This is a genomic window from Pseudomonas sp. 2957 (genome assembly GCF_031456345.1).
Taxonomy (GTDB): Bacteria; Pseudomonadota; Gammaproteobacteria; order Pseudomonadales; family Pseudomonadaceae; genus Aquipseudomonas; species Aquipseudomonas siliginis.
Genome location: NZ_JAVDUL010000005.1, coordinates 16,685 through 33,486, shown reverse-complemented (window position 1 = coordinate 33,486; position 16,802 = coordinate 16,685). Strand labels below are relative to the sequence as shown.

16 protein-coding genes are annotated in these 16,802 nt (G+C 62.3%); 8 read left to right on the top strand and 8 right to left on the bottom strand.

The annotated features are described in order from the left end of the window. Positions 1-169: 169 nt before the first annotated feature. From J2Y39_RS18505 to J2Y39_RS18495, 3 genes are all read left to right on the top strand, one after another. Entirely contained in the window at positions 170-1,447 is a 1,278-nt protein-coding gene (locus tag J2Y39_RS18505; RefSeq protein WP_310219090.1) for an acetyl-CoA C-acetyltransferase, read from the top strand. A 430-nt stretch (positions 1,448-1,877) separates the two neighbouring features. Then, the gene (locus J2Y39_RS18500) at positions 1,878-2,774 is read left to right on the top strand and encodes a PA4780 family RIO1-like protein kinase (protein WP_016771829.1); all 897 of its coding nucleotides are present in this window, start codon (positions 1,878-1,880) and stop codon (positions 2,772-2,774) included. A 427-nt stretch (positions 2,775-3,201) separates the two neighbouring features. Further along, positions 3,202-4,410 carry an MFS transporter gene (locus tag J2Y39_RS18495; protein WP_310219088.1) on the top strand — a complete coding sequence of 403 codons (1,209 nt, stop codon included), beginning with the start codon at positions 3,202-3,204 and terminating at the stop codon, positions 4,408-4,410. On the opposite strand, the gene cueR is transcribed toward J2Y39_RS18495, so the two are convergent. The 3 genes from cueR to J2Y39_RS18480 form a co-directional block, all read right to left on the bottom strand. Then, complete coding sequence (gene cueR, locus J2Y39_RS18490) at positions 4,364-4,777, bottom strand: Cu(I)-responsive transcriptional regulator (protein ID WP_016771827.1); 414 nt, start codon at positions 4,775-4,777, stop codon at positions 4,364-4,366. The genes J2Y39_RS18495 and cueR overlap by 47 nt on opposite strands. Then, positions 4,774-7,167 carry a copper resistance metal-translocating P1-type ATPase CueA gene (gene cueA / locus J2Y39_RS18485; RefSeq protein ID WP_310219086.1) on the bottom strand — a complete coding sequence of 798 codons (2,394 nt, stop codon included), beginning with the start codon at positions 7,165-7,167 and terminating at the stop codon, positions 4,774-4,776. The genes cueR and cueA overlap by 4 nt, the downstream gene beginning before the upstream one ends. Positions 7,168-7,375: 208 nt before the next feature. Further along, positions 7,376-7,759: a hypothetical protein gene (locus J2Y39_RS18480; protein ID WP_024011458.1), complete on the bottom strand. Its 384-nt coding sequence runs from the start codon at positions 7,757-7,759 to the stop codon at positions 7,376-7,378. A gap of 148 nt (positions 7,760-7,907) precedes the next feature. Here J2Y39_RS18480 and J2Y39_RS18475 point away from each other — a divergent pair, with 148 nt between their 5' ends. Then, positions 7,908-8,105, top strand: coding sequence for a cation transporter (locus J2Y39_RS18475; protein WP_150638131.1), 198 nt, complete (start codon positions 7,908-7,910; stop codon positions 8,103-8,105). Positions 8,106-8,192: 87 nt separating this feature from the next. Further along, entirely contained in the window at positions 8,193-9,389 is a 1,197-nt protein-coding gene (locus tag J2Y39_RS18470; protein ID WP_310219081.1) for a multidrug effflux MFS transporter, read from the top strand. 17 nt (positions 9,390-9,406) lie between these two features. Here J2Y39_RS18470 and J2Y39_RS18465 read toward each other — a convergent pair whose 3' ends face one another. The 3 genes from J2Y39_RS18465 to J2Y39_RS18455 all read right to left on the bottom strand — a co-directional run bounded on the left by J2Y39_RS18465 (position 9,407) and on the right by J2Y39_RS18455 (position 11,072). Further along, positions 9,407-9,580 (bottom strand): hypothetical protein, encoded by a 174-nt coding sequence (locus J2Y39_RS18465; RefSeq protein WP_016771823.1) that lies wholly within the window; start codon positions 9,578-9,580, stop codon positions 9,407-9,409. Positions 9,581-9,732: 152 nt separating this feature from the next. Next, positions 9,733-10,746 carry a zinc-binding alcohol dehydrogenase family protein gene (locus tag J2Y39_RS18460; protein ID WP_252887275.1) on the bottom strand — a complete coding sequence of 338 codons (1,014 nt, stop codon included), beginning with the start codon at positions 10,744-10,746 and terminating at the stop codon, positions 9,733-9,735. A gap of 32 nt (positions 10,747-10,778) precedes the next feature. Beyond that, complete coding sequence (locus J2Y39_RS18455) at positions 10,779-11,072, bottom strand: putative quinol monooxygenase (RefSeq protein WP_016771821.1); 294 nt, start codon at positions 11,070-11,072, stop codon at positions 10,779-10,781. Positions 11,073-11,191: 119 nt separating this feature from the next. Between J2Y39_RS18455 and J2Y39_RS18450 the strand changes: the two genes are divergently transcribed. The 3 genes from J2Y39_RS18450 to J2Y39_RS18440 all read left to right on the top strand — a co-directional run bounded on the left by J2Y39_RS18450 (position 11,192) and on the right by J2Y39_RS18440 (position 14,668). After that, a complete protein-coding gene (locus tag J2Y39_RS18450; RefSeq protein ID WP_310219079.1) occupies positions 11,192-12,121 on the top strand; it encodes a LysR family transcriptional regulator in 930 nt (309 codons plus the stop codon). A gap of 317 nt (positions 12,122-12,438) precedes the next feature. Continuing rightward, positions 12,439-13,173 carry a helix-turn-helix transcriptional regulator gene (locus tag J2Y39_RS18445; protein ID WP_041479646.1) on the top strand — a complete coding sequence of 245 codons (735 nt, stop codon included), beginning with the start codon at positions 12,439-12,441 and terminating at the stop codon, positions 13,171-13,173. Between the two features lie 127 nt (positions 13,174-13,300). Then, positions 13,301-14,668: an MFS transporter gene (locus tag J2Y39_RS18440; protein ID WP_056787772.1), complete on the top strand. Its 1,368-nt coding sequence runs from the start codon at positions 13,301-13,303 to the stop codon at positions 14,666-14,668. Positions 14,669-14,789: 121 nt separating this feature from the next. On the opposite strand, the gene J2Y39_RS18435 is transcribed toward J2Y39_RS18440, so the two are convergent. Together J2Y39_RS18435 and J2Y39_RS18430 are read right to left on the bottom strand one after the other, a co-directional pair. Then, on the bottom strand, positions 14,790-15,743 hold the full coding sequence (locus J2Y39_RS18435; RefSeq protein ID WP_024011466.1) for an adenosine deaminase: 954 nt from the start codon (positions 15,741-15,743) through the stop codon (positions 14,790-14,792). Positions 15,744-15,823: 80 nt separating this feature from the next. Beyond that, complete coding sequence (locus tag J2Y39_RS18430; protein WP_310219077.1) at positions 15,824-16,789, bottom strand: 2-oxoglutarate and iron-dependent oxygenase domain-containing protein; 966 nt, start codon at positions 16,787-16,789, stop codon at positions 15,824-15,826. Positions 16,790-16,802: the final 13 nt, after the last annotated feature.

Genomic DNA, 16,802 nt, shown 5'->3' with positions numbered 1-16,802 from the left:
AATAAGGCCTACGCTGGTTTAGCAGAGTAGACCACTGACCCTGTGGGAGCGGGCTTGCCCGCGATGGCGGAGTGTCAGCCGCTGAAGGGTTGGGAGTGCCGCCCCCATCGCTGGCAAGCCAGCTCCCACAGGTTTCCATGTGAATCCGCAAATTCCACAGGAGTTATCCATGACCCAGCTGCGCCGCGTCGCGATCATCGGCGGTAACCGCATCCCTTTCGCCCGCTCCAACGGGCCGTACGCCACGGCCAGCAATCAGGCGATGCTCACCGCCGCGCTGGAAGGCCTGATCGAGCGCTACAACCTGCACGGCCAGCGCATCGGCGAGGTGGTGGCAGGCGCGGTGCTTAAATTGTCACGGGATATGAACCTGACTCGCGAATGCGTGCTCGGCTCGCGCTTGTCTCCGACGACACCGGCATATGACATTCAGCAAGCCTGCGGCACCGGTCTGGAAGCGGCGTTGCTGGTGGCGAACAAGATCGCCCTCGGCCAGATCGACTGCGGCATTGCCGGCGGCGTCGACACTACTTCCGATGCGCCGATCAGCGTCAGCGAAGGCCTGCGCAGAATTCTTCTGCAGGCCAACCGCGCCAAGAGCACCGGCGACAAACTGAAAACCCTTTTGCAGTTGCGCCCCCAGCACCTGATCCCCGAATTCCCGCGCAACGGCGAGCCACGCACTGGCCTGTCGATGGGCGAGCACTGCGAACTGATGGCGCAGACCTGGAATATTCCCCGTGAAGAACAAGATCAACTGGCCCTCGAAAGCCACCACAAACTCGCCGCGTCCTACAGCGAAGGCTGGCACAACGATCTGATGACGCCGTTCCTCGGCCTGACCCGCGATAACAATCTGCGCCCGGACCTGACCCTGGAAAAACTCGCCGCGCTGAAACCGGCCTTCGAGAAAAGCGCCAAGGGCACGCTGACGGCGGGCAATTCCACGCCGCTCACCGATGGCGCTTCGGTGGTGTTGCTCGGCAGTGAAGAATGGGCCAGAGAGCGCGGCTTGCCGATCCTTGCTTATCTGCGCGACGGCGAAGCGGCGGCAGTGGATTTCGTCAACGGTGCCGAGGGCCTGCTGATGGCGCCGGTGTATGCCGTGCCACGCTTGCTGGCGCGCAACGGCCTGACCTTGCAGGATTTTGATTACTACGAAATTCACGAAGCCTTCGCCGCGCAGGTCTTGTGCACGCTCAAGGCCTGGGAAGATCCCGAATATTGCCAAACCCGCCTGGGTCTCGAGGCACCGCTGGGTTCGATTGATCGCGGTCGGCTCAATGTGAAGGGCAGTTCGCTGGCGGCGGGGCATCCGTTTGCCGCGACGGGCGGGCGCATTGTCGCGAATCTGGCCAAGCTGCTGGATGCGGCGGGTAAGGGGCGAGGGTTGATTTCGATCTGTGCGGCGGGCGGGCAGGGTGTCACCGCGATCATTGAACGCTGAAAAAGCCCCTCACCCTAACCCTCTCCCAAAGGGAGAGGGGACTGATCGGGGGATGCTTGAAATCGACGCCGACCTGAGCGCCCTTCACCGAATCCAGAGATGCGATTCAAACCATAAGCGCTGCGGTCTCTCAGGTCGATGCATTACGGGAGACACCTCGGTCGGCCCCCTCTCCCTCTGGGAGAGGGCTGGGGTGAGGGCAACTGAAGTTCACCGACCATGTCAGATTCTGTCGCAAATGCCCTTGCCGAGCGATACCAATCAATGCCACGGTCTCGGCTATGATTCGCCCGGGTCGCTGCGATTGATCCGGCACAGTGTGTGCATCCTCAAGGTTCACAGGTCGGCAACCCCTCCCCGTCGGGCGAGGATTGCCGTATAACGAGTGACATTCGCGTGTTTGGTAATAAAGGACCCACAATAAAAGCTGATGAAGACTCCAAAACGCATTGAACCCCTGATCGAGGACGGTCTGGTCGACGAAGTGCTGCGTCCACTGATGAGTGGCAAAGAGGCAGCTGTTTATGTAGTGCGCTGCGGCAATCAGTTACGTTGCGCCAAGGTCTACAAGGAGGCGAATAAACGCAGTTTCCGCCAGGCGGCCGAGTATCAGGAAGGCCGCAAGGTTCGTAACAGTCGTCAGGCGCGGGCCATGGCGAAGGGGTCCAAGTTCGGTCGCAAAGAGACCGAAGACGCCTGGCAGAACGCCGAAGTGGCGGCGCTGTTCCGCCTGGCCGGTGCCGGCGTGCGAGTGCCCAAACCCTACGACTTCCTCGACGGCGTGCTGTTGATGGAGCTGGTGGCCGACGAATTCGGCGACGCCGCGCCGCGTCTGAACGATGTGGTGCTGGAGCCTGATCAGGCGCGCGAGTATCACGCGTTCCTGATTTCGCAGATCGTGCTGATGTTGTGTACCGGTCTGGTGCACGGTGACCTCTCCGAGTTCAACGTGCTGCTGACCCCGACCGGTCCGGTCATCATCGACTTGCCCCAGGCAGTCGACGCTGCGGGCAACAACCACGCGTTCAGCATGCTCGAGCGTGATGTTGGCAACATGGCTTCGTACTTCGGTCGCTTCGCGCCGGAATTGAAGAAGACCAAATATGCCAAGGAAATGTGGGCGTTGTACGAAGCCGGCACCTTGCACCCGAACAGTGTGCTGACCGGCGAGTTCGACGATCCGGAGGACCTGGCGGATGTCGGCGGGGTGCTGCGCGAAATCGAAGCGGCGCGCCTCGACGAGGAACGCAAGCAAGCCATTCGCGCGGCGGACGACGCGCCCAAAGGCAAACCCGAAGAACCGCCTCCACCGCCGTGGATGCAGTGATCGCGTGATGAAAAACCCGGCTTCGGCCGGGTTTTTTGTTTGAGTCAAAAAGCACCCTCACCCCAGCCCTCTCCCGGAGGGAGAGGGGGCCGACCGAGGTGTCTTTAGCCATACATCGACCTGAAAAAACCGAGTCGATTATGGATTCAAAGAAAAACGTTCAGGTCGGTGTATTTCCCAAATATCCCCCAATCGGTCCCTCTCCCGGAGGGAGAGGGGGCCGACCGAGGTGTCTTTAGCCATACATCGACCTGAAAAAACCGAGTCGATTATGGATTCAAAGAAAAACGTTCAGGTCGGTGTATCTCCCAAATATCCCCCAATCGGTCCCCTCTCCCTTTGGGAGAGGGCTAGGGTGAGGGGGCTTTCGGATCCTGGCTTATTCGCGTCTACTGTCCAGCGCTCCAACCACACTCAAGGACTGAATGTGACCACCCCACGCAACACCCACCTGATCGTAACCGCCCGGCTGATCTCCGATTTCGGCGCCTTCCTCAACATGGTCGCGCTGGCCACCTACGTTTACCTGTTAAGCAACAGCGCCATGAGCGTCGGGATTTTCCTCGCCAGCCGCGTCGGTGGCGGAATTTTTGCCAGCCTGATCGGCACACGCTTCTACCGACGCTGGCAGGGCCGCGCGCCGCTGATTGCGTTCGATCTGTTGCGTGCGGCGCTGCTGGGGCTGCTGTTGATCACTCCGGCGAGTCAGCAGGCGTGGCTGTTGCCGTTGATTGCCTTCGGCCTCGGCTTGGGCAATTCGATGTTCGCCATCGGCCTCAACAGCCAGTTGCCGCGTTTGATCGCGCCGGCGCAGTTGCTCAAGGCCAACGCCTGGATCACTTCAGCCTCTTCAGCCGCCATGGTCGGCGGCAGTCTGGTGTCGGGGTTGCTGGTGGCTGCTTTTGGTTTTGAAACGGTCTTCGCCCTCAACGCGCTGACCTATTTGCTCGCGGCGCTGCTGATCGTGCCGCTGCGTTTCGAAAAAACGCACGTCAGCGAACAGCCGGAACGCGGTGAATGGTTTGCGCTGCGGCAAGGCCTGCGTTCGGCGCCAGTGGTCGCGGCCATGCTCGCGGTGACCATGGCCGACACCTTGGGCAGTGCCGCGCATAACGTCGGCTTCCCGATCATTTCGAAACTGCTCACGCCGGAGGCGGCGAGTACGACCTTGGGCCTGGCGCTTGCGGTATGGGCCAGCGGCAAACTGCTCGGCGCACGCATCGCCAGTCACCTCAAGGGCTCGGAGAACAGCCACCTCGAAAGAAGATTTTTCTTCGGCGTGGCGCTGATGTCATGCGGTTTCATTCTGATGTTCCAGCAGCACGGCCTCTACGGTCTGCTGCTGTTCGCCTTGCCGGCCGGGCTTGGCGACGGGGTTTCCGAAGTCAGCCTGATGTCACGGCTGCAACGGGAACCTGCGGCGTTGCGCCTGCCGATTTTCAGCGTGCTGACCTTGCTGCAGATGACCGGTTTCGGTATCGGCATGCTGGTCGCTGCGCCGTTCTATGCGTGGTGGACGCCGGGGGCCGTGGTCATGCTGTTCCACGGCATTCCCCTCGGTACGTTGTGCGTGGTGACGCTGTCGCTGATCAGGCGCGGGCGGGTTGCGCGCAGCAGCCCGACGCCAGTTCCTTGAGGATCGGGCAGTCCGGGCGATGGTCGCCGCTGCAATGCTCGACCAGATCCTGCAGGGTGTCGCGCAACTCGCCGAGCTCGCGGATCTTCTGGTTCAGCTCGTCGATGTGCTGGCGCGCCAGTGCTTTCACATCGGCGCTGGCGCGCTGGCGATCCTGCCAGAGGGTCAGCAGCTTGCCGACCTCTTCCAGGGAAAAGCCCAGATCCCGCGAGCGCTTGATGAACGCCAGCGTGTGCAGGTCATCGCTGCCGTACACGCGGTAACCGCTGTCGGTGCGATTGGCCGCTTTGAGCAGACCGATCGATTCGTAATAGCGGATCATTTTTGCACTCAGGCCACTCTGCCGGGCTGCTTGGCCGATGTTCATCGGTGTTCCTCCAGGTCCTTGGGTTTCCAGGTTTTCAACAGTAGCGCATTGCTCACCACGCTGACGCTCGACAGCGCCATCGCCGCGCCGGCCAGCACCGGATTGAGGAAGCCGAACACCGCCAGCGGAATGCCGATCAGGTTGTAGACAAAGGCCCAGAACAGGTTCTGGCGAATCTTCGCGTAGGTCTTGCGGCTGATCTCCAGCGCTGCCGGCACCAGTCGCGGATCGCCGCGCATCAACGTGATGCCGGCCGCGTGCATGGCGACGTCGGTGCCGCCGCCCATGGCGATGCCGATGTCTGCGGCGGCGAGGGCCGGGGCATCGTTGATACCATCGCCGACCATGGCAACCACGCCGGTTTTCTTCAGCTCGGCCACCGTCGCGGCTTTGTCGGCCGGCAGCACTTCGGCGTGGACATTTTGGATGCCCAGAGCCTCGGCCACCACCCGTGCGCTGCCACGATTGTCGCCGGTCAGCAGGTGGCTCTGGATATCCCGTGCGGCGAGTTGTTGCACCGCTTGCAGAGCGCCGGGTTTCAGCGTGTCACCGAAGGCGAACAGACCAAGCACCTTCGGCTCGGGACTTTGCTCAATCAACCACGACAATGTGCGGCCTTCACTTTCCCAAGCCTCGGCGGATGAGCTCAATTCACCGGCACCCAACCCGCTTTCGTCGAGCATCCGCCGATTGCCCAGCGCCAGGCGCCGGCCATCCAGCGTGCCAGCGATGCCGCGCCCGGCCAGCGACTGGCTGTCGCTGACATCGGGCACGTTCAAGCCGCGTTCGGCGGCTGCATCCAGCACGGCTTTGGCCAACGGATGCTCGCTGCCGCGCTGCAAGGCACCGGCCAGTGTCAGCAGATTGTTTTCGTCACCATCGACCGCGCTGAAGTGCGCGATACGCGGCGTACCCGAGGTCAGCGTGCCGGTCTTGTCGAACACCACACTGCTGACTTCATGGGCGCGCTCCAGTGCTTCGGCGTCCTTGATCAGAATGCCGTGGCGTGCGGCGACGCCGGTGCCGGCCATGATCGCCGTCGGGGTGGCGAGGCCGAGGGCGCACGGGCAGGCGATCACCAGTACGGCGACGGCATTGATCACTGCAGTTTCCAGCGGTGCGCCGTACAGCCACCAGCCGATCAGCGTGGCCAGGGCGATCAGCAACACGGTCGGCACGAAAATCTGGCTGACCTTGTCCACCAATTTCTGGATCGGCGCTTTCGCCGCTTGCGCGTCTTCGACCAGACGAATGATCCGCGCCAGCACGGTTTCCGCGCCGAGCGCCTGGGTGCGCACCAGCAAACGACCCTCGCCGTTGATCGCGCCGCCGGTGACCTTGTCGCCCGGTTGTTTTGGCACTGGCAGGCTTTCGCCGCTGATCAGCGCTTCGTCGGCGTGGCTCTGGCCGTCGACGACTTCGCCATCCACCGGGAAGCGTTCGCCGGGTTTGACCAGCACCAGATCGTCGAGGCGCAGGGCGCTGATCGCGACGTCCTGCTCACGCCCGTCGATGACTTGAATCGCGCGCTCCGGCCGCAACGCTTCGAGGGTGCGGATGGCGCTGGCGGTCTGGCGTTTGGCGCGGCTTTCGAGATATTTGCCGAGCAACACCAAAGCGATGACCACCGCCGAGGCCTCGAAATACAGATGCGGCATGCGTCCGGCGGCGCTGGCCCATTCATAGACGCTCAGGCCATAACCGGCGCTGGTGCCGAGGGCGACGAGCAGGTCCATGTTGCCGGCGCCGGCGCGCACGGCTTTCCACGCCGCCACATAAAAGCGTGCGCCGAAGATGAATTGCACGGGGGTGGCGAGGGCGAATTGCGCCCAGGCCGGGAGCATCCAGTGAATGCCGAACGGCTGCAGCAACATCGGCAACACCAGCGGCAGAGCGAGGGCGATCGCACAGATCAATGCCCAGCGCTCGCGATGCAGGCGTTTTTGCTGGTCATCGGACTGTGGCCGTTCAGCTTGCCAGACGCTGGCCGAGTAACCGGCCTTGCTCACCGCGTCGAGCAGGGTTTGCGTATCGACCTGGCCGAGCAATTCGAGGTGCGCACGTTCGTTGGCCAGATTGACGCTGACGCTGCTCACGCCTGGGACTTTGCTCAGGGCGCGTTCGACGCGACCGACGCAGGACGCGCAGGTCATGCCGTCGATGCTCAATTCGACGGTTTGCCGGGGCACGCTGTAACCGGCGCGCTCCACGGCTTGCATCAGCGCCGGCAGGCTGTCGCCGGGCGCCTGTACCCGCGCCTGTTCGGTGGCGAGGTTGACACTGACGGCACTGGCGCCGCTGACCTTGCGCAGCGCTCGCTCGACACGCCCGGCGCAACTGGCACAGGTCATGCCGGCAATCGGCAGATCGAAAGTGGTGGATTCGGACATCGGTCGCGCTCCCTGTAGTGGATGTCTACAGGATCAACCTTGCCATGCGGGCAAGGTCAAGCACCATTCCGCAAGATGTTGATCGTTCCCACGCTCCGCGTGGGAATGCCTCCTGTGACGCTCCGCGTCACGCTTCGGGACGCAGAGCGTCCATGGCTGCATTCCCACGCAGAGCGTGGGAACGATCGGCAACGGGTCGGCGCTTGGCTCAGTAACCGAGGCCAGCCGGCTTCAGGTACACGCCTTCGGCATTCATTGCCAGGCGGAACTTCAGCACATCCCCGGCGTGCAGCACGACTTCCTGCGAGCCCGGTGCGAGCATCCCGGGGTTGCAACCCGGTGCCTGGCCCGGCAGCAGTTTCAAGCGCAGCGAAACCTTGCCCGGCGGCAGGTTGAACGACGTGCTCTGCTCCTGGAACAGGCGCGCCGAGAGCTGGTCCTGGATGTACACGCCGATCTCGCACGAGGTCGCCACTTCGAGGCGCTCGCGGGAAATGATCAGTACCGCGTAATCCTCGCCGGCGGCTTGCACCTGCGGGACGGCGGCGAAAAGGCTGAGCAAGCCAAACAGGCCCAAAGCTGACCAGCGCATGGCTGAATCTCCTGAATTCCAGTCATTGATGCATGCAGCTTGGCCGAGCGCGGCGCCGAATGCCAGCCCGGCAGTTTTTCGCAGAACTTGACCTTGCCATCGTGGCAAGCTTGAGACTGCCGGCAACCTCACTCAAAGGAGTCTTCCCATGCAAGTGTTCAACGTTCAAGGCATGTCCTGCGGTCATTGCGTCAAAGCCATCACCACTGCGGTGCAGGCGCTGGATCCGGCAGCCAGCGTGCGCGTCGATCTGGCGGCCAGGGAAGTCGGCGTCGAGAGCGCGCTGAGTGCCGATCAGGTCATCGCAGCGATTCGCGAAGAGGGTTATGAGGTGAAGCTCGTCTGAAATTGATCGTTAGCGAGCTATCGGAATGTTCAAGGCGTCCGGGCGCGGCTAGACTGTCGGGCTGCGACTTGCCCACCTGGATGCCTGATGAATTTCCGCACGATTTTGATACTCGGCGCCTTGAGCGCCTTCGGTCCTTTGGCGATCGACTTCTATTTACCTGCGTTCCCGGCCATGGCGCTGGCCTTCGGCACCGATGAGCAGCATGTCCAGCTGACGCTGGCGGCGTATTTCCTCGGCCTGTCTCTGGGCCAACTGGCTTACGGGCCGATTTCCGATCGTTTCGGCCGGCGACTTCCGCTGCTCAGCGGCGTTGCTCTGTTCACCCTGGCGTCATTGGCCTGCGCCTACGCGCCGAGCCTGGAATGGCTGATCGGCGCGCGTTTCGTCCAGGCACTCGGTGGTTGTGCGGGGATGGTGATTTCCCGTGCGGTGGTCGCCGACAAGTGCGACGCGGTTGGCTCGGCGAAGGTGTTTTCCCAGTTGATGCTGGTAATGGGCCTGGCGCCGATTCTGGCGCCGATGCTCGGTGGGCTGCTGGTCAACACTACAGGTTGGCAGTCGATCTTTCTGGTCCTGACCGGGTTCAGTGCGGCGGCGGGTCTGGCGGTGGCGTTGGGGCTGCCGGAAAGCATGCCGGCCCACGTGCCGCGCCAGCCGTTGTCCGGTGCGTTGCGCCAGTACGCGCGACTGGTCAAGGACTCGGTCTATCTGGGCCATGCCCTGACCGGTGGCGTCGCCATCGCCGGCATGTTCGCCTACATCGCTGGCTCACCGTTTGTGTTCATCAAGCTCTACGGTGTACCCGCCGAGCATTTTGGCTGGCTGTTCGGCACCAACGCGGCGGGGTTCATTCTGGTGGCGCAGGTCAATGCGCGTTTGCTGGCCAAGCGTGGCCCGGCGTTCTTGCTGGTGCGCGCGGTGTGGGTGTATTTCCTCGCCGGGCTGACGCTGTTGGCGGTCAGCGCGATGCGTCCAGAGGCGTTGTGGCCGTTGCTGATTCCGCTGTTCATCTGCATTGCCAGCCTCGGCTGCATCATTCCCAACGCCTCAGCTTGCGCAATGAACGGTCAGGGCGCCCGTGCCGGCAGTGCATCGGCAATGCTCGGTTGCCTGCAATTCAGCATCGCCGCCGGTGCCGCCGCGTTGGTGGGGGTGTTGCACGATGGCAGCGCCGTGCCGATGGCGATGGTCATCAGCCTGTGCGGTTTGCTGGTGGTGAGCGTCGCGCTGCTCACCCGGCGTTTGCAGAATGCCCGGGCGTTGGCGCAAGCCCAGGTCTGAACGCTCGACTTTGGAGCTCAGCCGGCGGCGCGCTGCTGGCTGGGTTCGGGGATTCGGTGGGGCGCGCAGAGTCGCGCTTCGAGGGTGCGAGTGAAGGCCAGAGCCTCGGCTTCACTGCGAAAGGTTACGACGTGCTGGTCCAGGCGCACCTGCCATTGAGACTTTGCCACTTCTTTTATCAGGATCTTCATTGCTGACCTCCCTTGCGTAAAAGATGTATCGCAGAGGCTTCGATTGTAGACCTCGATACCCGCGTAATTGTGACAAGGGTCAAGCAACCGACTGACGGCAAAAAGCCCCGCAACCGCTCTGGCATCACGAGCGGTTGCGAGGCTTTATTTTTTTAGAAACCTTCTAAAACAATTTTCCCCTTGGCCTTGCCGCTTTCCAGCAGCTCATGGGCACGTCGCAGGTTGGCTGCGTTGATCACACCGAAGTGCTCGCCCAAAGTCGTCTTCAAAGTGCCGGCGTCGATCAGTTCGGCGACGCGGTTGAGCAGCTTGTGCTGTTCGATCATGTCCGGCGTTTCGAACAGCGAGCGGGTGTACATGAACTCCCAGTGCAGCGACAGGCTCTTGCGCTTGAGCAGGCTGATGTCGAGGGACTTCGGATCGTCGATCAGCGCCAGCTTGCCTTGCGGCGCGAGGGCTTCGACCAGTTGCGCCAGATGCTGATCGGTCTGGGTCAGGCTGGCGACGTGGGTCACGCTGTCGATGCCGGCGCGCTTCAATTCTTCGCTCAGTGGCTGGCTGTGATCGATGACCAGATCGGCACCGAGTTCGCTGACCCAGTCACGGGTCTGTGGGCGGGAAGCGGTGCCGATCACTTTCAGGCCGGTCAACTGCTTGGCCAATTGGGTAAGGATCGAGCCCACTCCGCCCGCCGCGCCAACGATCAGCAGGCTCTGACCCTCATCATTGCTGCCTTCGCTGATTTGCAGGCGCTCGAAGAGCAATTCCCACGCAGTGATCGCGGTCAGCGGCAGCGCGGCGGCTTCGGCAAAACCGAGGGACTTGGGCATGTGGCCGACGATGCGCTCATCGACCACGTGCAACTCGCTGTTGCCACCGGCCCGGGCGATCGAACCGGCGTAGAACACCTTGTCGCCCGCCTTGAACAGGGTGACTTCGCTGCCGACCGCCTTGACCACACCGGCAACGTCCCAGCCCAGCACTTTCGCCGCGCCGTTTTCCGGCGCCATGTTCTGCCGCACTTTGGTGTCGACCGGGTTGACCGAAATGGCTTTGACCTCCACCAAGAGGTCGCGCGGGCCGGCGACCGGCTCTGGCAGTTCAATGTCCTGCAGGGACTTGGCGTCGCTGATCGGCAGGGAAGCGTAATAGGCAATGGCTTTCATAAATGGCTCCGTACAGTTGATAGAAGAAGGATTCAGGCAATCTTGCCGAGGCGTTTGAGCTGGAAGTGTTCGATGGTGTGGCCGGCGCTGGCCTGAAACTTCTGAAAATGCGCGCTGGCGTTGTGCGCCTCAAGAATCTCGTCACTGGCCCACTGTTCGATGACATAAAAAACCTGCGGATCGGCAAGGTCGCGGTGCAGGTCGTACTGGCCACAACCGGGCTCGGCGCGGCTCGGTTCGACGAGGGCGCGCAGCGCCTGTTCGAGAACGTCCTGCTGGCCGGATTTAGCGGTCAGGGTGGCTATAGCGGTAAAGGGCTGGGACATGCGCGGACTCCAGAATCGGGATGAATTCGATGGAGGCCATCATTGGCTATTTCTCTGCGCGATAAAACCGGTTAAAAGAGCAGGCTCTTTCAATATTTCTTTGATAATCGAGGCTGCACATGCTGCGTTTTGATGACCTGCAGTTGTTTGTCCGCGCGGCGGATCTGGGCAGCCTGTCGGCGGCTGCACGGGTGATGGACATGTCTGCGGCGGTGGCTAGCGCGGCGTTGAAGCGCATCGAGCAGCAACTCGGTGCGCGGCTGCTGGCGCGGTCGACCCGCAGCCTGCGCCTGACCGCCGAGGGCGAAGGCTTCCTTGAGTATGCCCGCGCCGCCCTGAGCAATCTCGACGAGGGGCGTCGCCTGCTCGCCAGCGGTCAGGACCAGGTCAGCGGAATTCTGCAGCTTTCGGCGCCCTCGGACTTCGGTCGCAATCTGCTGCTGCCGTGGCTCGACGCGTTCCAGCGTGAACACCCGAAGCTGACGGTGCGCCTGCTGCTTGGCGACCGCATCGCCGATCTGTTCCGGCAACCGGTGGACATCGCCCTGCGCTACGGCGAGCCGGAGGATTCCAGCCTGATCGCCTTGCCCATCGCCCCACACAATCGCCGGGTGTTGTGCGCATCCCCCGATTACCTGGCCCGGCAGGGCGAGCCGCGCCATCTCGAGCAACTGGCCCAGCACAACTGCCTTTTGTACATGCTCGGCAGCCGCGTCCACGACCACTGGAGTTTTCACGATGGCAAGCGCGAAGTCGGCCTGACCGTCAGCGGCGACCGCTTCAGCGATGACGCCGACGTAGTACGGTTATGGGCGCTGGCCGGTGCCGGCATTGCCTACAAATCCTGGCTGGACGTCGGCACCGATGTATTGGCCGGGCGCCTGAAAGTGCTGATGCCGGAACTGCTGTATGAGCGCGCACCGCTGAATCTGTTGTGCGCCCATCGCGCACAATTGAGTAAGCCGGTGAACCTTCTGAGAGAGATGCTCGCCAGCCGATGCGCCGAATTGAGTAGCCAATTTCCCGGTTTCCTCAAAGTTGATCATTAGTCGCAGGCAATTAGAGAAATTTCTGTCAGGAACAATCGCCACCTGCCCAGGCCCAGGCGCAGGACGTCTGGCTTAACCCGCTTATACTAGCGCCCGCCTCATGCCTGCACTGACACCCGGCGCGCAGACCCCGTAACGCGTTGCCGGCTTTTGGTGACGGTTGCTACTTCTGCTGCCAGGTTGTGTGCCGGAGCAGCTGGTGTCGATGGCATCCCTTGCCACCGATCCCGGGCGATTTTCGCGTGTTGGCCGATGCCCCATAACCGGCCAGGATGTCTCCGAGCGGTAGACGATACGATTCAACAGGGAGTGAACATATGGAACATGCACCGTGCATCAGCCAGATCGCGACATTGCTGGCCGACCCCAAGCGCAGCGCGATGATGTGGGCGTTGATGGATGGCTCGGCGCGGCAAGCCGAAGAGCTGGCGCTGCTGGCCGGGCTCTCGCCGTCGTCGGCCAGTGCGCATCTGGGACGCCTGTCCGCAGGGGGGCTGTTGAACATTGAAATGCGTGGGCGAAAACGCTTCTTTCGCCTGGCGGCACCGGAAATCGGCGCGGCGATCGAAGCACTGGCCAGCGCCACCATTGCCAGCGCGCCACGGCAAATCCCTGATGCGCTGAAACGCACGACTCCCATGGTCAGGCCGCAGGCGGCGCCGTCTTCGCTGTTGCGCGCGCGGTTCTGCGACGATCATCTGGGCGGCACCCTGGCGGCCGACCTGTATCAGCGCCTGCTCGACGCCGGCTGGATCGAACAGCTTGAGCAGCGGGTGGTGGTGACGCACAAGGGCTCCACCCGACTGGCGCAGCGCGGAGTGTTCATCCAGGCCCTGGCCCACCGCAACGTGCAGGTCGCCTGCGCCTGCCCGGACTGGAGCGAGCGCCGTCCGCACATGGGCGGCTCACTGGGCGCGGCCCTGTTGCAGTTGTTCATGCAGTCCGGCTGGCTGACCTTGCCCAACGATTCCCGCGCCTTGCAGTTGACCGCCACCGGCCAGCGCGAAATCCATCGCTTTGCCAAGGAAACCGAGCTGGAAACAGCGTTCTAGAGCGTTGCTCGGCGATGAGCTGAAGGCTGACGTCGTCCACGGTTGTGAACAGGTCGCATCCAGTACGACCTCTGTATGACCATCGCGCACACTCGATCCGGGGATTTTCCGGATGGGGGAGCACAACATGAATACACAACGCTTTAGTGCGGCTGAACGCCTGGAACGGCTGCCGCTCAGCGGCTATCACCGCGTCATTTTCATCATCATCGCCTTGGCGTTTTTCTTCGATTCCATGGATCTGGCGATGATGACATTCCTGCTCGGCTCGATCAAAGCCGAGTTCGGCCTGAGCAGTGCGCAAGCGGGGTTGCTGGCCAGTTCGAGCTTTTTCGGCATGGTGCTCGGGGCGTCGTTGTCAGGGATGCTCGCCGACCGCTTCGGGCGCAAACCGGTGTTTCAGTGGAGCATCGTGTTGTGGGGCGTGGCCAGTTACCTGTGTTCGACGGCGCAAACGGTGGAGACGCTGACGCTGTTTCGCATCCTGCTCGGAATTGGCATGGGCATGGAGTTTCCCATCGCACAGTCGATGCTCTCGGAGCTGATTCCAGCACAACGGCGCGGGCGCTACATCGCCCTGATGGACGGCTTCTGGCCGCTGGGGTTTGTCGCGGCGGGCGTACTCTCGTACTTCCTGCTGCCGCTGATTGGCTGGCGCGATATCTTCCTGGTACTGGCGGTGCCGGCGGTGTTCGTTCTGGCGATCCGCTTTTTCATCCCTGAGTCGCCGCGCTGGCTGGAACAGGCCGGGCGCGACGTCGACGCGGACAAGGTGTTGAACGGCATCGAAGCGCGAGTGCGTGCTTCGCTCTGCGGTGCAGCCTTGCCGGAACCGGTTCGTTTGCCACGCACGGTGACGCCACCGGGTAATTTCTTCTCGGCACTCAAGCAGATCTGGTCGCCGCAATATCGCCAGCGTACAACGATGATCTGGAGTCTGTGGTTCTTCGCATTGCTGGGTTTCTACGGGCTGACTTCCTGGCTCAGCGCATTGCTGCAGCAGTCGGGTTTCGCCGTGACGCAATCGGTGTATTACACGGTGCTGATCTCGCTCGGCGGGATTCCCGGCTTCCTCATGGCGGCGTGGCTGGTCGAGCGTTGGGGGCGCAAACCGGTGTGCATCGTCACCCTGCTCGGCGGCGGGGTGATGGCGTTTCTATACGGGCAGAGCGCGGTGTTCGGCGGTAACGTGGCGCTGCTGATCGGCACCGGATTGTTGATGCAGTTTTTCCTGTTCGGCATGTGGGCGGTGCTCTACACCTACACGCCGGAGCTGTACCCGACGTCCGCACGGGCAACCGGCTCGGGATTCGCCTCGGCCATCGGCCGCGTCGGCTCTCTGCTCGGGCCATTGGTGACCGGGCTGGTGTTCCCGATTACCGGGCAGGGCGGGGTGTTCGCGCTCGGCGCGGCGTGCTTCGCGATTGCGGCGGGCGTGGTGTGGCTGTTCGGGATGGAGACGCGGGGCAAGACCCTGGAAGAGCTTACCGAGTGAACATCGATATGAATGTGGGAGCGAGCCTGCTCGCGAAAGCGGTGTGTCATTCAACGTAAATGTTGACTGACTCTCCCTCTTCGCGAGCAGGCTCGCTCCCACATTGGTTTTGCGGTGTTGCTTACGGTTTTACCAACCGCGCATCCAGGCTGTTCTGCGCCAGACGCTTGGCCTGATCCTGGGTCATTCCCAGATGCTCGTGCAGCGCATGGAAGTTCTCGGTCACGTAACCGCCGAAATACGCCGGGTCATCGGAGTTGACCGTGACCTTAACGCCGCGCTCGAGCATGTCGAGGATGTTGTGCTGCGACATGTGATCGAACACGCAGAGCTTGGTGTTCGACAGCGGGCATACGGTCAGAGGAATCTGCTCGTCGATGATCCGCTGCATCAGGCGCTCGTCTTCGATGGCGCGCACGCCATGGTCGATGCGCTGGATTTTCAGCAGGTCAATGGCTTCCCAGATGTACTCCGGCGGGCCTTCTTCACCGGCGTGGGCGACGGTGAGGAAGCCTTCGTCGCGGGCGCGATCGAAGACGCGTTTGAACTTGCTCGGCGGGTGGCCCATCTCGGAACTGTCGAGCCCGACCGCGACAAACGCATCACGGAACGGCAGCGCCTGATCGAGGGTTTTCTGTGCTTCGTCTTCGCTGAGGTGGCGCAGGAAGCTGAGGATCAAACCGCTGCTGATGCCCAGTTGCGTCTCGCCATCCTTGAGTGCGGCGGCGATGCCGTTGAGCACCACTTCGAACGGGATGCCCCGGTCGGTGTGGGTCTGTGGATCGAAGAACGGTTCGGTGTGGATCACGTTCTGTGCTTTGCAGCGCAGCAGGTAGGCCCAGGTCAGGTCGTAGAAATCCTGCGAGGTGCGCAGCACATCGGCGCCCTGGTAATACAGGTCGAGAAATTCCTGCAGATTGTTGAAGGCGTAGGCCTTGCGCAGGGTTTCGACGTCGCTCCACGGCAGGGCGATCTTGTTGCGTTCGGCCAGGGCGAACAGCAGTTCAGGCTCCAGCGAACCTTCCAGATGCAGGTGCAGTTCGGCTTTGGGCAGGGCGTTGAGCCAGTCGTACATAGTCTTTTCTCATCAGGTGCAATGCCGGCATTCTACAGAGGCTGGCCGCAACAATTGGCAAAACCTGACCAGGTGATCGATCAAACCGCCTCTTGCTCACGTCGATACGCGTAGGTATCGGCGAAACGCGACAGCAGGAATTCGGCGCAGGTGGTGGTCGGATATTTCGCCGGATGCTGCGCGTCCTGGCAGCCGGGCAGGCATTCGATGCGCGTGTCCGGGTGCGGTTCGGCGAAGAACGGCATCGAATAGCGATCCACGCCCAGCGGGCTGATCACCCGGTGCGGCGTCGAGCGATAACGGTCGTTGCTCCAGCGCGCCATCATGTCGCCGAGGTTGACCACGAACGTGCCGTCAATCGGTGGCGCGTCGATCCATTCACCATTGACGTTCTTCACCTGCAAACCGCCGGCGCTGTCCTGATAGAGCAGGGTGATGCAGCCGTAATCGGTATGGGCACCTGCGCCTTGCTGCTCGACGGAGCTGGCGGTGTGACGCGGCGGATAATGGATCATGCGCAACACGCTGACCGGTTCGACAAAACGCGTATCGAAGAAGTCGCGCTCGATGCCCAGCGCAACGGTCATCGCTCGAAGCAGGGTTTGCGCCAGCGCCTGCATGTCGAGGTAATGCTGCTCCATCAGCGTTTCCCAGCCGGGTTGCGCCGGGTGCCGATTGGGGCCGCGCAAGGGTTTTTCCGCGAGCACCTCGGGATGTTCGTCCGGCAGATGCAGGCCCATGTCGAAAGTTTCTTTGAGATCGCTGGGTTTGTCCGGGTCCAGTTGCTCGGTGGCAATCGCACCGTAGCCGCGATGGTGGCGGGTCTGGGTGATGTCGATCTTGAGTTTTTCTGCGGCGGGCAAGGCGAAGAAGCGCTGGGCGTGATCGAGCAGGGCGTCGATGCGTTGCGCCGAGATCGGATGGCCCTTGATGTAGAAAAAGCCCCACTCGCGGCAGGCTTGGTCGATTTGTTCGGCCACCGCAGGCCAGGCGTTTTCGTCATCGCTATAGAGCGGGCTGATATCAATGATCGGAAGCTGATCCATACACAATCCTTGA

Bases quoted from the DNA above. Each gene is read 5' to 3' on its own strand.
- J2Y39_RS18505 (WP_310219090.1), top strand. From the start codon at position 170: ATGACCCAGCTGCGCCGCGTCGCGATCATCGGCGGTAACCGCATCCCT.
- J2Y39_RS18500 (WP_016771829.1), top strand. From the start codon at position 1,878: ATGAAGACTCCAAAACGCATTGAACCCCTGATCGAGGACGGTCTGGTC.
- cueR (WP_016771827.1), bottom strand. From the start codon at position 4,777: ATGAACATCGGCCAAGCAGCCCGGCAGAGTGGCCTGAGTGCAAAAATG.
- cueA (WP_310219086.1), bottom strand. From the start codon at position 7,167: ATGTCCGAATCCACCACTTTCGATCTGCCGATTGCCGGCATGACCTGT.
- J2Y39_RS18480 (WP_024011458.1), bottom strand. From the start codon at position 7,759: ATGCGCTGGTCAGCTTTGGGCCTGTTTGGCTTGCTCAGCCTTTTCGCC.
- J2Y39_RS18475 (WP_150638131.1), top strand. From the start codon at position 7,908: ATGCAAGTGTTCAACGTTCAAGGCATGTCCTGCGGTCATTGCGTCAAA.
- J2Y39_RS18470 (WP_310219081.1), top strand. From the start codon at position 8,193: ATGAATTTCCGCACGATTTTGATACTCGGCGCCTTGAGCGCCTTCGGT.
- J2Y39_RS18465 (WP_016771823.1), bottom strand. From the start codon at position 9,580: ATGAAGATCCTGATAAAAGAAGTGGCAAAGTCTCAATGGCAGGTGCGC.
- J2Y39_RS18460 (WP_252887275.1), bottom strand. From the start codon at position 10,746: ATGAAAGCCATTGCCTATTACGCTTCCCTGCCGATCAGCGACGCCAAG.
- J2Y39_RS18455 (WP_016771821.1), bottom strand. From the start codon at position 11,072: ATGTCCCAGCCCTTTACCGCTATAGCCACCCTGACCGCTAAATCCGGC.
- J2Y39_RS18450 (WP_310219079.1), top strand. From the start codon at position 11,192: ATGCTGCGTTTTGATGACCTGCAGTTGTTTGTCCGCGCGGCGGATCTG.
- J2Y39_RS18445 (WP_041479646.1), top strand. From the start codon at position 12,439: ATGGAACATGCACCGTGCATCAGCCAGATCGCGACATTGCTGGCCGAC.
- J2Y39_RS18440 (WP_056787772.1), top strand. From the start codon at position 13,301: ATGAATACACAACGCTTTAGTGCGGCTGAACGCCTGGAACGGCTGCCG.
- J2Y39_RS18435 (WP_024011466.1), bottom strand. From the start codon at position 15,743: ATGTACGACTGGCTCAACGCCCTGCCCAAAGCCGAACTGCACCTGCAT.
- J2Y39_RS18430 (WP_310219077.1), bottom strand. From the start codon at position 16,789: ATGGATCAGCTTCCGATCATTGATATCAGCCCGCTCTATAGCGATGAC.